The organism is Atlantibacter sp. RC6 (assembly GCF_014193285.1).
In the GTDB taxonomy this organism is placed as follows: Bacteria; Pseudomonadota; Gammaproteobacteria; order Enterobacterales; family Enterobacteriaceae; genus Atlantibacter.
In genome coordinates this window covers 405385-419204 of the sequence record NZ_JACHZE010000001.1, presented here as the reverse complement: position 1 = coordinate 419204, position 13820 = coordinate 405385, and the positions used below count along the sequence as shown (strand labels likewise).

The 13820-nt window shown below is 54.6% G+C and carries 14 protein-coding genes; 10 read left to right on the top strand and 4 right to left on the bottom strand.

From position 1 onward, the window contains the following. Positions 1–68: 68 nt before the first annotated feature. Both FHW74_RS02145 and yebS read right to left on the bottom strand, forming a co-directional pair. Complete coding sequence (locus FHW74_RS02145) at positions 69–2702, bottom strand: PqiB family protein (RefSeq protein WP_183168936.1); 2634 nt, start codon at positions 2700–2702, stop codon at positions 69–71. Continuing rightward, complete coding sequence (gene yebS / locus FHW74_RS02140) at positions 2671–3954, bottom strand: membrane integrity lipid transport subunit YebS (protein ID WP_183168935.1); 1284 nt, start codon at positions 3952–3954, stop codon at positions 2671–2673. Before yebS ends, FHW74_RS02145 begins: the two co-directional genes overlap by 32 nt. A 127-nt stretch (positions 3955–4081) precedes the next feature. On the opposite strand from yebS, the gene FHW74_RS02135 reads away from it, so the two are divergent. The 4 genes from FHW74_RS02135 to htpX all read left to right on the top strand — a co-directional run bounded on the left by FHW74_RS02135 (position 4082) and on the right by htpX (position 8502). Then, entirely contained in the window at positions 4082–4579 is a 498-nt protein-coding gene (locus tag FHW74_RS02135) for a GAF domain-containing protein (RefSeq protein WP_183168934.1), read from the top strand. Positions 4580–4676: 97 nt separating this feature from the next. Continuing rightward, positions 4677–5363 (top strand): RNA chaperone ProQ, encoded by a 687-nt coding sequence (gene proQ, locus FHW74_RS02130; RefSeq protein ID WP_183168933.1) that lies wholly within the window; start codon positions 4677–4679, stop codon positions 5361–5363. 19 nt (positions 5364–5382) lie between these two features. Then, complete coding sequence (gene prc, locus FHW74_RS02125; RefSeq protein WP_183168932.1) at positions 5383–7428, top strand: carboxy terminal-processing peptidase; 2046 nt, start codon at positions 5383–5385, stop codon at positions 7426–7428. Between the two features lie 192 nt (positions 7429–7620). Beyond that, positions 7621–8502, top strand: coding sequence for a protease HtpX (gene htpX, locus FHW74_RS02120; protein ID WP_183168931.1), 882 nt, complete (start codon positions 7621–7623; stop codon positions 8500–8502). 40 nt (positions 8503–8542) lie between these two features. On the opposite strand, the gene FHW74_RS02115 is transcribed toward htpX, so the two are convergent. Beyond that, positions 8543–9913, bottom strand: a complete 1371-nt coding sequence (locus tag FHW74_RS02115; RefSeq protein ID WP_183168930.1) for an MFS transporter — start codon at positions 9911–9913, stop codon at positions 8543–8545. Positions 9914–10108: 195 nt separating this feature from the next. On the opposite strand from FHW74_RS02115, the gene kdgR reads away from it, so the two are divergent. Beyond that, positions 10109–10900, top strand: coding sequence for a DNA-binding transcriptional regulator KdgR (gene kdgR, locus FHW74_RS02110; protein ID WP_183168929.1), 792 nt, complete (start codon positions 10109–10111; stop codon positions 10898–10900). A gap of 30 nt (positions 10901–10930) precedes the next feature. Here the strand turns inward: kdgR and FHW74_RS02105 are convergent, their stop codons facing one another. Continuing rightward, positions 10931–11167, bottom strand: coding sequence for a YobH family protein (locus FHW74_RS02105; protein ID WP_183168928.1), 237 nt, complete (start codon positions 11165–11167; stop codon positions 10931–10933). 156 nt (positions 11168–11323) lie between these two features. On the opposite strand from FHW74_RS02105, the gene mgrB reads away from it, so the two are divergent. From mgrB to cspE, 5 genes are all read left to right on the top strand, one after another. Then, the gene (gene mgrB / locus FHW74_RS02100; protein WP_183168927.1) at positions 11324–11467 is read left to right on the top strand and encodes a PhoP/PhoQ regulator MgrB; all 144 of its coding nucleotides are present in this window, start codon (positions 11324–11326) and stop codon (positions 11465–11467) included. Between the two features lie 72 nt (positions 11468–11539). Next, the gene (locus FHW74_RS02095; protein ID WP_183168926.1) at positions 11540–11827 is read left to right on the top strand and encodes a YebO family protein; all 288 of its coding nucleotides are present in this window, start codon (positions 11540–11542) and stop codon (positions 11825–11827) included. Between the two features lie 32 nt (positions 11828–11859). Continuing rightward, positions 11860–12855: an MBL fold metallo-hydrolase gene (locus FHW74_RS02090; RefSeq protein WP_183168925.1), complete on the top strand. Its 996-nt coding sequence runs from the start codon at positions 11860–11862 to the stop codon at positions 12853–12855. Between the two features lie 510 nt (positions 12856–13365). Continuing rightward, entirely contained in the window at positions 13366–13482 is a 117-nt protein-coding gene (locus FHW74_RS02085) for a DUF2627 domain-containing protein (RefSeq protein WP_161659985.1), read from the top strand. A 39-nt stretch (positions 13483–13521) separates the two neighbouring features. Beyond that, the gene (cspE, locus tag FHW74_RS02080) at positions 13522–13731 is read left to right on the top strand and encodes a transcription antiterminator/RNA stability regulator CspE (RefSeq protein ID WP_001062678.1); all 210 of its coding nucleotides are present in this window, start codon (positions 13522–13524) and stop codon (positions 13729–13731) included. Positions 13732–13820 lie beyond the last annotated feature (89 nt).

Below are 13820 nucleotides of genomic sequence, written 5' to 3'. Positions count from 1 at the left end.
CCACGGGTAAAATTAAGGGCGCGCAGTGTAGCATAACTGCCCCGGCATCGCACCGGGGCAGGGGGAGATTAACGCGGCAGGGCGGTGCCCCACTGACGCCACTCTTTCGGCTCGCTGTCCTGTAGCAGGAAGTGTTTGCCCGCCTGGGCTTTCGGCGACAATGGCGTGCTCGGCGGCGTGGCGAAGGCGATGCCGCCGCGGATAAACTGGTTGAAGGTCCCGGTTTTCACGACGCCACCAATGATGCCGAAGTCGAGACTGTAGCCGGAGGCCAGCCAGAATACCGAATTATTGCGCACCAGATGCTGATAGCGCTGGCTGATGCGCAGCCCAACCATCACGCGGTCGGACAGATTACCCAGCACCATGCCGGTGACAATACCCACTTCCATACCGCGGAACAGCACCGGCGTACCGATTGCCAGCGAACCAGCGTCCGGCACTTCCAGGACGATACTCAAACCGTCGAGGTAGCGAGAATCGGTGATCGTCGCTTCCTGAAGTTCGAAGTCGCGGCGCGGATTGCCTTTACCCGGCTCCACGTTGATATAGGGTTGCAGGATGGTATCCAGATGCTCCACCCCGGCGGCGGAAATTTGCGGGGTGATCACCGAGAAGCGGGTGCCATTGCGGGCAAACGTCTTCACGTATTCCGGATACAGCACCGCAGTGGCCTGCACTTCGTTACGTTCGGTGATGAGCTTCAGGGATTCAATTTGGCCGATATCGATGCCGAGGTAGCGGATGGGCATCCCGGCGGACAGTTTACCGGCATCAAAGGCGTGCAGAGTCACCTGGCTGCCCACGGCGCGGGCGGCGGTTTCCGACGGAAAGAGCGTGCGCTTGCTGCCTTTATCGGTATTGGCTGACGCGCCGCTCAGGTTATCGAAGCTGATCGCCCCTTTTAACGCCCGCGACAGCGGCGACGCCTGAACGGTAAGCCCGCTGCCGTTAAGCTGCACTTTCGCGCCGCCTTCAGCCCAGAACACGCTGTTGTTGGTGACCAGATTTTGATATTGCGGCTTGATGTGAACGTCGATGTCGAACGCGTTGGCGCGCGGACGCACTGAAATCACTTCGCCTACTTCGAATTTACGGTACAGCACCACTGAACCGGCCTGAATATCCGGCAGGCTGGCGGCGCTGAGCGTCATGGTGGTGGTCGGCAGGTCGCTCAGGCTGTTTTCTACCGCTTTTTCCAGATTGGCAAACAGCGGATAGCTCTCTTTCAGCTCGCCTTTGCTGCCGGGCAGGACCCGGATACCGCCGCTGATCCACTCACCGGCGCTGGCGCCCAGAAACTCCACGCCGTCCAGCCCGACCTTGACATCGATGCGGCTGTTAACCACAAATTTACTGTCGCCCTTGACCAGCTCGCGATATTGCGGGTCGATGGCGACCGCAAAGTTAATGCCTTTGGCGGTTAAGCTGCGTTCCAGCACCTGGCCGATTTTAATGCCGTGCAGGATCACCGGCTGACCGGCGTCGATGCCGTAGCTTTCCGGCGCGGTGAGCGCCACCGTGACCACGCCCGGCTGCTGCAACGGCGTTTTATCCCCCGGCAGAATGACAAAATGGTTGCGCGGTTTCCCTTCCCCGGGGACCAGTTCAAAGGTGCTGCCGGTCAACAGACTGCTGATGCTCGGGTTATCGAGGGAAATTTTCGGGTTGCGCAGCTCAATGCGCGTGCCTTCACGCAGTAAATTCACCACGCCAGGGTCGACGGTCATTTCCCCGGTGACGGCGCCGCCGGGGTTAAGATCGAGTTTGGTCAGCGTGCCGACTTCCAGCCCCTGGTACATCAGTTTGGTGGAGTCGGCCTTTAAGCCTTCGCCGCTCGGCAAATCCAGTTTTACCAGCACGCCGCGCTGGCTGTGGGCCAGATCTTCATACAGACCGTATTCGTCCTCCTGATCGGCCTCTTTGGAACCTTCCGGCGAGTCAAAGGCGATCGCCCCGTTGACCAGCGCCGCCAGGCTTTCCAGCTGGACCTGCGCGCCGCTCAGGCTGATATCGGTTTTCACCCCGGAGACGTTCCAGAAGCGGCTGCCTTTTTTCACCAGGTGGGTGAAGCGCCGCTCGATCAGCACGTCGATAGTGACACCCTGAGAATTATTATTGATGGTGTAGTCATACACCTTGCCCACCGGAATTTTACGGAAATAGACCAGCGAGCCGGTATTGAGCGAGCCGAGATCAGGGGCCTTCAGGTGGATCATCAAATCGCCGTTATCCAGCCGATATTTGGGTTGGGTGTCCAGGGCGGTGAAGTGATCCTGCGGCTCGCCTTTGCCTGGCATCATGCCGATATAGTTACCGCCCACCAGCGCGTCCAGCCCGGAAATCCCGGCCAGCGAGGCTTTCGGCGTCACCAGCCAGAACTGGGTATCGGTACGCAACGCGTCTTTCAGATCGCTTTTGATGCTCACCGTCACGGCGATTTTGTTCAGGTCTTCGCTCAGGCGAATATCCTGGACCGTACCGACTTCCACGCCCTGATAGCGCACGGGCGTTCGTCCTGCGACGATGCCGTCGGCAGACACAAAGTCGATAGTGACGGTGGTGCCTCGTTCCTGGTAGGTGGTCCAGATAAGCCATCCGGCGATCATCAGGGCGATAATCGGCAGTAACCAGAACGGGGAAATGCGGCGTTTCGTTTTAATTCGCGCTTCAGTCGTCGAAGCGGGCGTTTCCTGACTCATGTGCGTCCCAAAGTAAGCGGCTGTCCAGCCATTCAACAGCAAGAATAGTCAATATTACCGCTGCGCCGAAATAAAACGCGGCAGGTCCCATAGTAAAAGCCAAAAGCTGATCGCGGTTCACCAGCGACATGGTTAACGCAATCACAAATAAATCCAGCATTGACCAGCGGCCAATCCAGGTCACAAAGCGCAGCAGCAGGATACGGGTGCGCAGGCCCTGCTCGCATTTAAAGTGAATGCTGATAAGCAACGTCAGCATCACCAGCACTTTGACGAACGGCACCGCGATACTGGCGATAAACACGATGGCCGCAACCGCAATATTGCTGTTAGCCAGCGAGACAATCCCCGAGAGGATGGTGTCCTCCTGGCGGCCGCCGTTGACATAAATAATCGATATCGGCAGTAAATTCGCCGGGAGCAGAAACACCATCGCCGCAATCAGCGCCGCCCAGGTTTTTTGCAGGCTATGACGACGGCGCTCGCGCAGCGGAATGTGGCAACGCTGACAACGGCCGCGCTCATCCGCTTCGCCGGTAAAATGACAGCCGAGGCAGACGCGCAGCGTGGCTTTGGGCGTACGGGGCGGGCGGGTCGGGTAAAATCGCTCCCACAGTTGCTCCACGTTAAGGTGGATCAACGTCAGAATGCTCAGCAGCATCAACAGGAAAAACGCCACCAGCCCGATACCGGGCTGCATATAGGCATAATCGCTGACTTTGATGGACGCCACGCCGATGCCCACCAGGTAGATGTCCAGCATTACCCACTCTTTCAGCCTTTCCAGCATCAGCAAGACCGGGCGCAAATTCATGCCGAGGATGTTGCCGAACCATAAATAGGCGATGGCGGCCACCAGCGTGCCGGGCGCGCCCACGGTACAGAAAAACACCATCGCCGCCGTCACCGGGTCACCCTGGCTGGCCATCTGCCAGATGCCCTGCAACAGGCTGGCGTCGATGCGGGTGCCAAGCAAAATAATGCGCAGCAGCGGTTCGCTATAGGCGAAGGGCATCAGCACGATCATGGTAATCGCCATGGCGCCAAGCCGCGTGAGCGACCAGTCGCGGCCATCGAGCAGTTTTGCATCACAGCGCGGGCAGTAAGCGCTTTGAGTTGACTTCACAACCGGCAACATAAAAAGCGTGTCGCACTGCGGACATCGCTGATAATGTGCCTGAGGCAAAGGCTCACCCATCGCATGAATCGTGAGCTTTGCGTTGGTTAATGCCGTTTTAGGTTTCAGGGCCATTTAATGGTCAGAGTTATATTTGGATATCTTTATATTAAAACATGAAATGATTCATCTTGAGCATAAGCGCATTTAATGCTTATTTTAACAGGCAGGTTATTGTATTTATCAGCTAAGTGATTATTAAATGAACAAAACACAATTCTACGCGGATCTTAACCGTGATTTTCAGGCGCTCATGACAGGGGAAACCAGTGCGCTGGCAACGCTTGCTAATACCAGCGCGCTGCTGTTTGAACGATTAGAGGGCGTAAACTGGGCGGGGTTTTATCTGCTGGAAGGCGACACGCTGGTGCTCGGGCCGTTCCAGGGAAAAATCGCCTGCGTGCGCATTCCCGTGGGCAAAGGCGTTTGCGGAACGGCGGTCGCTACCAACAGTATCCAGCGCGTGGAAGATGTTCATGCCTTTGACGGCCATATCGCCTGCGATTCCGCGAGTAATGCGGAAATCGTATTGCCAATCACCGTTAATCAACAAATCATAGGCGTGCTGGACATCGACAGCACCGTGTTTGGCCGCTTTCAGACTGAAGACGAGCAGGGTTTGCGTGAACTGGTTGAGCGCCTTGAGACGGTGCTCGCCGGGACGGATTACACAAAATTATTTGCGACTCGTGCAGGATAAGCAACGGATAACGTGGCAATTGCTGATGGCGTCATTATAATGACGCCTGTTCATGCCTGCGCCACGTTGGCAACGTCCGTTGTAATCAGGAAATTTCATGGAAAATCAACCTAAGTTGAACAGCAGTAAAGAAGTTATCGCCTTTCTGGCCGAACGTTTTCCCCAGTGCTTTAGCGCTGAAGGTGAAGCGCGTCCGCTGAAAATCGGCATTTTTCAGGATTTGGTCGCGCGCGTAGAAGGGGAGATGAATCTCAGCAAAACCCAACTGCGTTCAGCCCTGCGTCTTTACACCTCAAGCTGGCGTTATCTGTACGGCATCAAACTTGGCGCGACTCGCGTCGATCTGGATGGCAATCCGTGCGGCGAGCTTGACGAACAGCATGTCGAGCATGCGCGCAAACAGCTTGAAGAAGCCAAAGCGCGCGTCCAGGCACAGCGTGCCGAGCAGCAGGCGAAAAAACGCGAAGCGGCGATTGCCGCCGGCGAGCAGCCTGAAGCCCCGCGCCGTGAGCGCAAACCGCGTCCGGCTCCGCGTCGTGCTGAAAATGCAGATCGCAAACCGCGTCCGGCAAAACCGGCCGCTAAAGCGCCTCAGGCCGTTCGTGAAGAGCGTCATACTCCGGTTTCCGACATTACCGCCCTGTCCGTAGGCCAGGCGATTAAAGTCAAAGCGGGGAATAATGCGATGGATGCCACTGTACAAGAAATCACCAAAGATGGCGTCCGTGTACAGTTGACTTCTGGTATGTCGATGCTTGTACGCGCAGAACATTTATTGTTCTGATACGGAGGCCAACCCGGGCATGAACACATTTCTTAAGCTTACCGCTGCGGGCCTGTTATTGTTAGCAGGCCATGCGGTTGCTGTTGAAGACATCACCAACGCGTCGCAAATTCCGGTGTTGAAGGAAGAGACGCAGCACGCGACGGTGAGCGAGCGCGTCACCTCGCGCTTCACCCGTTCCCATTATCGTCAGTTCGATCTGGACGGCGCATTTTCCGCCAAAATCTTTGACCGCTATCTGAATTTGCTGGATTACAGCCATAACGTGCTGCTGGCCAGCGATGTCGAAGAGTATGCGAAGCAGAAAAATGTGCTGGGCGATGAGCTGCGCACCGGCAAGCTCACGGTTTTTTACGATCTGTATAATCTGGCGCAAAAACGCCGCTTCGAGCGCTTTCAGTACGCACTGAAAGTGCTTGAACGTCCGATGGATTTTACCGGCAACGACACTTACGAGCTCGATCGCAGTAAAGCGCCGTGGCCAAAAACCGAAGCGGAGCTCGACAGGTTATGGGACAGCAAAGTCAAATATGACGAGCTGAGCCTGAAACTGACCGGCAAAACGGACAAAGAGATCCGCGAAACCCTGACCAAGCGGTACAAATTCGCGATTCGTCGCCTGGCGCAAACCAACAGCGAAGATGTCTTTTCGCTGGCGATGACCGCTTTCGCGCATGAAATCGATCCGCATACCAACTACCTTTCGCCGCGCAACACCGAACAGTTCAATACCGAAATGAGCCTGTCTCTGGAAGGGATTGGCGCGGTGCTGCAAATGGACGACGATTACACCGTGATCAACTCCATGGTGGCAGGCGGCCCGGCAGCGAAAAGCAAAGCCATTACCGTGGGCGACCGCATTGTCGGCGTCGGCCAAACCGGGCAGGCGATGCAGGACGTGATCGGCTGGCGTCTCGACGACGTTGTGGCGCTGATCAAAGGCCCGAAAGGTAGTAAGGTGCGGCTGGAGATTTTACCTGCGGGCAAAGGCACCAAAACCCGCACCGTAACGCTGACCCGCGAACGCATTCGTCTGGAAGATCGCGCGGTGAAAATGACCGTGAAAACCGTCGGCAAGCAGAAAGTCGGCGTGCTGGATATTCCCGGGTTCTACGTGGGCTTAACGGATGACGTTAAGGTCCAGTTGCAGAAGCTTGAGAAACAGAACGTCAGCGCGGTGATTATCGATCTGCGCACCAACGGCGGCGGGGCGCTGACCGAGGCGGTATCGCTCTCTGGTCTGTTTATCCCGAGCGGCCCGGTGGTGCAGGTGCGTGATAACAACGGCAAAGTGCGTGAAGACAGCGACACCGACGGCGTAGTCTATTACAAAGGCCCGCTGGTGGTGATGGTTGACCGCTTTAGCGCCTCGGCCTCGGAAATTTTTGCCGCGGCGATGCAGGATTATGGCCGTGCGCTGATTGTCGGCGAGCCGACCTTCGGTAAAGGCACCGTTCAGCAATTCCGTTCGCTGAACCGCATTTACGATCAGATGCTGCGTCCGGAATGGCCGGCGTTGGGCTCGGTGCAGTACACCATTCAGAAGTTCTATCGCGTCAATGGTGGCAGTACCCAGCGTAAGGGCGTAACCCCGGATATCATCATGCCGACTGGCAATGAAGAGACCGAAACCGGCGAGAAGTTTGAAGATAATGCGCTGCCGTGGGATAGCGTTGATGCCGCGACCTTCGTTAAATCCGGTGACTTAACGCCGTTTGGCCCGGAATTGCTCAAGGCGCACGATGAACGCATCGCCAAAGATCCTGAATTCCAGTACATCATTAAGGACATTGCTCGCTACAATGCCCTGAAGGAGAAGCGCAACTTCATCTCTTTGAACCTGTTGCAGCGTGAAAAAGAGAACGACGAAGATGACGCGACTCGCCTGGCGCGGATTAACGATCGTTATAAGCGTGAAGGCAAACCGCCGATTAAGAAACTCGACGATCTGCCGAAGGATTATCAGGAACCCGATCCGTATCTTGATGAAACCGTCCATATCGCGCTGGACCTGGCGAAACTGGATAAAGCGAAACCCGCTGAACAGCCCGCCGCAAGTAAGTAATTCTCCAACAGGCACAAGCAATTGTGCCTGTTTTTTTACCTGCCTCTGTTTCCCGTAAGAAGAATGCGACAAAATGTAAAGTTACGTATTTTTAGTAACTTGGCGATGTTTCAGGCTTGAAAACAGCACATTTAGCCATACGATGTGAGTAATCGCATAACGCGACTGTTAAATTGAGGTTAAAAGAAAATTATGATGCGTATCGCGCTTTTCCTGTTAACTAACCTGGCGGTCATGGTCGTATTCGGCCTGGTGCTCAGCCTGACAGGGATTCAGTCCAGCAGCGTTCAGGGCTTGCTGATAATGGCGCTGTTATTTGGTTTTGGTGGTTCGTTTGTTTCCTTGTTGATGTCGAAGTGGATGGCGCTGCGTTCTGTGGGCGGGGAAGTGATTGAGCAACCCCGTAACGCCACCGAGCGCTGGCTGATGGATACCGTCGCGCAACAGTCGCGCCAGGCGGGTATTGCGATGCCGCAGGTAGCGATTTACCACGCGCCGGACATTAACGCCTTTGCCACCGGCGCGCGTCGTGATGCGTCGCTGGTGGCGGTGAGCACCGGTCTGCTGCAAAACATGAGCCGTGACGAAGCCGAAGCGGTTATCGCACACGAAATTAGCCACATCGCTAATGGCGATATGGTGACCATGACGCTGATCCAGGGCGTGGTGAACACCTTCGTTATCTTTATTTCGCGTATCATCGCGCAAATCGCGGCGGGCTTTTTGTCCGGCAACCGCGATGACGGCGAGCAGAGCAACGGCAACCCGCTGATCTATTTCGCGGTAGCCACCGTGCTGGAACTGGTGTTTGGTATTCTGGCGAGCATTATCACCATGTGGTTCTCCCGCTACCGTGAGTTTCACGCTGATGCGGGCTCCGCGAAACTGGTGGGCCGTGAGAAAATGATCGCCGCGCTGCAGCGCCTGAAAACCAGCTACGAACCGCAGGAAGCCAGCAGCATGATGGCATTTTGCATCAACGGGAAATCAAAATCGCTGAGCGAGCTGTTTATGACCCACCCGCCGCTGGATAAACGTATTGAAGCCCTGCGTAGCGGGCAGTATCTGAATTAATCATTCTGAAAGTAAAAAAGCGTGCCGCGGCACGCTTTTTTTATGCGGCGGAGCTACCCGCCGAGATGCGTAACAGACTCACCAGCGCGGCCAGCGTCGCCAGTATTCCGGCCAGCATCAACGAGGCGTGCTCGCCGCTGCCGCTGAAGTGGGTAAACATCAACGCCACCAGCGCCGCTCCGATGCTCTGCCCCAGCAGGCGCGCAGTACCCAGCATCCCGCTTGCTCCACCGCTGCGATTACGCGGCGCGGCGGAGATAATGGTGTGGTTGTTGGGGGACTGGAACAGTCCAAACCCGGCGCCGCACAACACCATACGCCAGATGATATCCAGATCGCTCGGATTCGCGGGCATATACGCCAGGCCAAACAGGCCCGCCGCCATCACCGCCAGGCCGATTCCGCCCAGCAGCCCGGCGTGAATACGCTCCACCAGATAACCCGACAGTGGCGCGACCACCATGGTTGCCAGCGGCCAGGGGGTCAGCAACAGACCGGTTTGCACTTCGCTCAGCCCGAGGGTGGATTGCATAAAGAACGGCAGCGACACCAGCGCCAGCATCTGCGCGGTGAACGAGCAAATCGAGGTGCCAATAGACAGTGAAAACAGCGGGATGCGCAATAAATCCACCGGCAGCAGCGGAACCGGCAAGCGCAATTGACGGCGAACAAATGCCGTGCCAATCACCAGCACGGCGACCAGCTGCGCCGCAAGCAGCCAGTCGAAATTGCCCTGGGCGTAATTACCCAGCGCGGTAATCAGCAAGCCGAAGGTGAGGGCGTTCATCACAGCACTTGGCAGGTCGAAACGCTGTTGAGATTTATGGGTATTGGCCGGCAAATAGCGCAGCGCCAGCACCAGCGCAACCAGGCCGAGCGGGATATTAATTAAGAACAGCCAGTGCCAGGTGGCCACGGATAAAATCGCGGCGGCAATGGTCGGCCCGGCTGCGGCAGAGGCGGCCACGATCAGCGAGTTGATGCCCATCCCCCGGCCCAACTGGTGCTGCGGGTAAATCATGCGGATCAATGCGACATTGACGCTCATCAGCGCCGCGCCGCCAAAACCCTGCAGGATGCGCATCATGGTGAGCATTTCCAGCGTGCGCGACAGCGCGCACAGCAGCGAGGCAAGGATGAAAACCACCAGCCCATACTGATAAATGCGGCGGTAGCCAAACATATCGCCCAGGAAAGAGAGCGTCAGCAGCGACGTGACGATGGCGATTTGGTAGGCGTTAATGATCCAGATACTGCTGGCCGGCGAGGCCTTTAATTCATGAGCGATGGTGGGCAGCGCCACGTTCGCGATGGTGCCGTCAAGCACCGCCATCATAATCCCAATAGCAATGGTCAGAATTGCGCCGTAGCGCTGGGGGATGGGTAATCCATCAGAAAGTGTTTTTTCCATTCACTGTGCCGCTCAAAAGAAATTCAGGAGCCATAAACCGCCTACTTTAGCCTGAAAAGCGTTGTAAGGGATAATTAAGTGTTGCGTCGCAGATTTATAACGTTAGCTCATAGATACATTGCGGCGGCGAGGCCAGCTCCTTATAATAAAAACCGGTTCTAATTTTTATAAAACAAATGCGATCTGAGGTGATGAATGGCAATCGCAGATTTGGATAAACAGCCTGATTCTGTTTCATCTGTGTTGAAAGTTTTCGGTATTTTGCAGGCGTTGGGCGAAGAGCGTGAAATTGGCATCACCGAGTTATCCCAACGCGTAATGATGTCAAAAAGCACGGTTTACCGCTTTTTGCAGACCATGAAATCCTTAGGATACGTGGCCCAGGAAGGGGAGTCCGAAAAATATTCCCTCACGCTGAAACTGTTTGAGTTAGGCGCGAAAGCGTTGCAGAACGTCGATCTGATTCGCAGCGCGGATATCCAGATGCGTGAACTGTCTAACCTGACAAAAGAGACAATCCACCTGGGCGCGTTGGATGAAGACAGCATTGTCTACATTCATAAAATCGACTCAATGTATAACCTGCGCATGTATTCCCGCGTGGGCCGCCGCAACCCGTTATACAGCACCGCTATCGGTAAAGTCTTGCTGGCGTGGCGCGACCGCGAAGAAACGAAGCAAATTCTCGCTGAGGTTGAATACAAGCAGAGCACCCCGCGCACCGTGACCAGCACCGACGCGCTATTACCGGTGCTGGATAAGGTACGCGAACAGGGTTTTGGCGAAGATAATGAAGAGCAGGAAGAAGGGCTGCGCTGCATCGCGGTGCCGGTGTTCGACCGCTTTGGCTTTGTGATTGCCGGCCTGAGTATCTCTTTCCCGACGCTGCGCTTCTCTGAAGAGCGTCTGCACGAGTACGTCGCCATGCTGCACGGCGCGGCGCGGAAAATTTCCGAACAGTTGGGTTACAACGACTACCCGTTCTGATGATAAACCGCAGCTCAGGCTGCGGTTTCGTTAATTATCAATGACGGTTTCGCTTTTGCGCAGCAATGGGCACTGCGAAATCCCGACAATCCCACTCTCCGAATGAATAAACTGCGTGGTCACGATCTGTCTGGCCGTCATGTATTTGCATTGCAGCCCCAGACCCGCCACGTTGTGATGGCTGCCGATTAAAATCCCGTAGCCGCTGAACAACAGCGCCAGCCACAGGATCGCCACTACCGCGATCAAGCGGATAATCAACCGCATAGACATCTCCTTGTTATCGTGCGTTATCCAGCATGCCAGTGCGGGCGCAATTCTCAATATGATGTTTCTTAATTGCCCCGGTTATTAGTAGCGTGATGATTGGTTTAAGATCCGCATGCTAATCTGGCTGGAAGTTGAGTCAAACTGGAGTTGTCAGTGAAAAAAGTGAAATGGGCACTGCTGATCGTTGCGTTACTGTTGGGTCTGATTTTATGGGCGCAAATGTTGAATGTGATGTGCGATCAGGATGTTCAGTTCTTCAGCGGAATTTGCGTGATTAACAAATATATTCCCTGGTAAATGTTTTTTGCATTGCCGATGTGATCGCGGTCGTCCGGTGCTACACTACTGCGCTTTACTGAGGTGGTTTTTATGAATGACATGATCAATTCCGGTGCGCTCAATCTTGCATCGATGGCGTTCTCTCTATTGGTTCTGGTGGTTGGGTTAGTGGTGTGGTTTTTCGTCAATCGCGCCAGCGTGAAGGCGAATGAGCAGATTGCCCTGCTGGAAGCGTTGCTCGAGCAGCAAAAGCGCCAGACGGTGCTGCTACGCCGAATCTGTGAAGCCAATGAACCGGAACAGCAACCCGAAGAGGCGCCGGAACAGTCCCGGAAAGACGAAGAAGATGGGTTTATTCGTCTGGTCGCGGAACGTTAAGACTTTCCTTTCATTGCCAAAGGTCATGCTGCGTGGTCTGGAAAAATCCCTGGTACGATCCGTCGCAGCCCCATCATCTTGAGGGCGGCTTTCGTAATCTGCATCCGGCAGGCCCGCGCGCGGGAGATTATCAGCGCTGGCAAAAAGAGCGCAAAGCTAACCGCTATCCGCACCCACCCCGAAAAGGTTACGCCGGTTTTATTGAACAGTGGTGGCAACCTGCGGAATTTAATCAGCAAGGCGATGGGGTATGGTGGTTGGGGCATGCCTCGCTTCTGTTTAGTTTACAGGGGCAGCGGGTATTAACCGATCCGGTTTTTTTTAAGCGCGCCTCGCCGTTTAGTTTTTATGGTCCCCAGCGTAGATCCCCGTTGCCATTTAACCTGGCGGAACTCCCGTCCGTCGATACCGTACTGATCTCTCATAACCATTACGATCATCTGGATAGCGCGACGGTCCGCTTTTTACGCCGTCATTCTCCCCACGCGACCTGGTTTGTTCCTCTGGGATTAAAGGCCTGGTTTACCCGGGCCGGAATTACCCGGGTGGTTGAACTTGACTGGTGGCAGGCGCACACGCACAACGGTCTGGTGTACACCGCCGTCCCGGCGCAGCACTGGAGTATGCGTACCCTGTGGGATCGCAACCGCTCATTGTGGTGCGGCTGGGCTATTGAGCATACCGGGTTTCGGGCCTGGTTCTGCGGAGATACCGGCTATCATCCGTTCCTGCATGATATTACTCAACGCCTTGGGCCTATTGATTTCGCCGCCATCCCTATCGGCGCCTATGAGCCCCGCTGGTTTATGGCCCCGCATCATATGGATCCAAGTAGCGCCGTTAAACTATGGCAATACCTCGACAGGCCGCTGGCGGTGCCGATTCACTGGGGCGTGTTTGAACTGGCGGATGAGTCGCTGGACAGCCCGCCTGAAGATTTGCGCATGGCGTTGGATGCTGCCGCTGAGAAATCTGGGAAATTCGAGCCGGTTAAAATTGGTCGCTATTTGCCCTTCAACGAAGCGTAACATATAAGAAATAATTATTAAGTTATTTCTCAAGTGAAAATATATCCTGACGAAAGTAACGGAAACTATTTCTGCACTTTCCTCATGCATTGTCATTAGTCTGTCATTATGTTGGTGCAATTATTTAACGTATTTTCGTTACGTTTAATTGTAATGCAAATCTGAGTAATGTTGTGATGATTACCACAGAACGGGCAATACCCTTTGTTCACAACCCGTTAATTGGCTCTCTATCGCAAGATTCCTATTTTTTATGGCAAATTTTGCCCTGTAACGTGGACGACATTCCAGGTTTAAGCTATGTTGAAAAGGTTGTCTGCTCGCTGCGTGGTTGCCGAAAGACCCTGTGTTCAAGGCTTATCATATCAGCGTGTTACGTGTTGCCTCTGGGGCAGCCCGTAGTCACTTATTGATTTGTGCGGCAGATCGATACGCGTTTAAAAATGGCTTGCCATTATATACGTTGTGTGTGATAACATTTTTTGGGTCAAACGAGGTATAGTTCTGTTTATGTGTGGCATTTTCAGTATAGAAGTCCTGAGTAAACACGTTGTCGTTGAATACTGCTTCTCTGCCGAACCTTTTATTAGTGCCTCATGCAGTAATGTCTCAGTTTTATCTCAATGAAGCCTGCGGGCGAAGAATACAATTTAAGGAATTTGCAAAATGGCAAAGATCAAAGGTCAAGTTAAGTGGTTCAACGAGTCTAAAGGTTTTGGTTTCATTACTCCGGCTGACGGCAGCAAAGACGTGTTCGTACACTTCTCTGCCATCCAGGGTAACGGCTTCAAAACCCTGGCTGAAGGCCAGAACGTAGAGTTCGAAATTCAGGACGGCCAGAAAGGCCCGGCAGCCGTTAACGTTACTGCTATCTGATCGAATATCTGATGCGGTGCCTTGTGCATCGTTTCTCTAAAAAGCCTCGCTACGCGAGGCTTTTTTGTTTCTTGCCCTTACCGCTGCGT

Excerpts from the sequence above, each read along its gene's own strand:
- FHW74_RS02145 (WP_183168936.1), bottom strand. The coding sequence starts at position 2,702 with ATGAGTCAGGAAACGCCCGCTTCGACGACTGAAGCGCGAATTAAAACG.
- yebS (WP_183168935.1), bottom strand. The coding sequence starts at position 3,954 with ATGGCCCTGAAACCTAAAACGGCATTAACCAACGCAAAGCTCACGATT.
- FHW74_RS02135 (WP_183168934.1), top strand. The coding sequence starts at position 4,082 with ATGAACAAAACACAATTCTACGCGGATCTTAACCGTGATTTTCAGGCG.
- proQ (WP_183168933.1), top strand. The coding sequence starts at position 4,677 with ATGGAAAATCAACCTAAGTTGAACAGCAGTAAAGAAGTTATCGCCTTT.
- prc (WP_183168932.1), top strand. The coding sequence starts at position 5,383 with ATGAACACATTTCTTAAGCTTACCGCTGCGGGCCTGTTATTGTTAGCA.
- htpX (WP_183168931.1), top strand. The coding sequence starts at position 7,621 with ATGATGCGTATCGCGCTTTTCCTGTTAACTAACCTGGCGGTCATGGTC.
- FHW74_RS02115 (WP_183168930.1), bottom strand. The coding sequence starts at position 9,913 with ATGGAAAAAACACTTTCTGATGGATTACCCATCCCCCAGCGCTACGGC.
- kdgR (WP_183168929.1), top strand. The coding sequence starts at position 10,109 with ATGGCAATCGCAGATTTGGATAAACAGCCTGATTCTGTTTCATCTGTG.
- FHW74_RS02105 (WP_183168928.1), bottom strand. The coding sequence starts at position 11,167 with ATGCGGTTGATTATCCGCTTGATCGCGGTAGTGGCGATCCTGTGGCTG.
- FHW74_RS02095 (WP_183168926.1), top strand. The coding sequence starts at position 11,540 with ATGAATGACATGATCAATTCCGGTGCGCTCAATCTTGCATCGATGGCG.
- FHW74_RS02085 (WP_161659985.1), top strand. The coding sequence starts at position 13,366 with ATGTGTGGCATTTTCAGTATAGAAGTCCTGAGTAAACACGTTGTCGTT.
- cspE (WP_001062678.1), top strand. The coding sequence starts at position 13,522 with ATGGCAAAGATCAAAGGTCAAGTTAAGTGGTTCAACGAGTCTAAAGGT.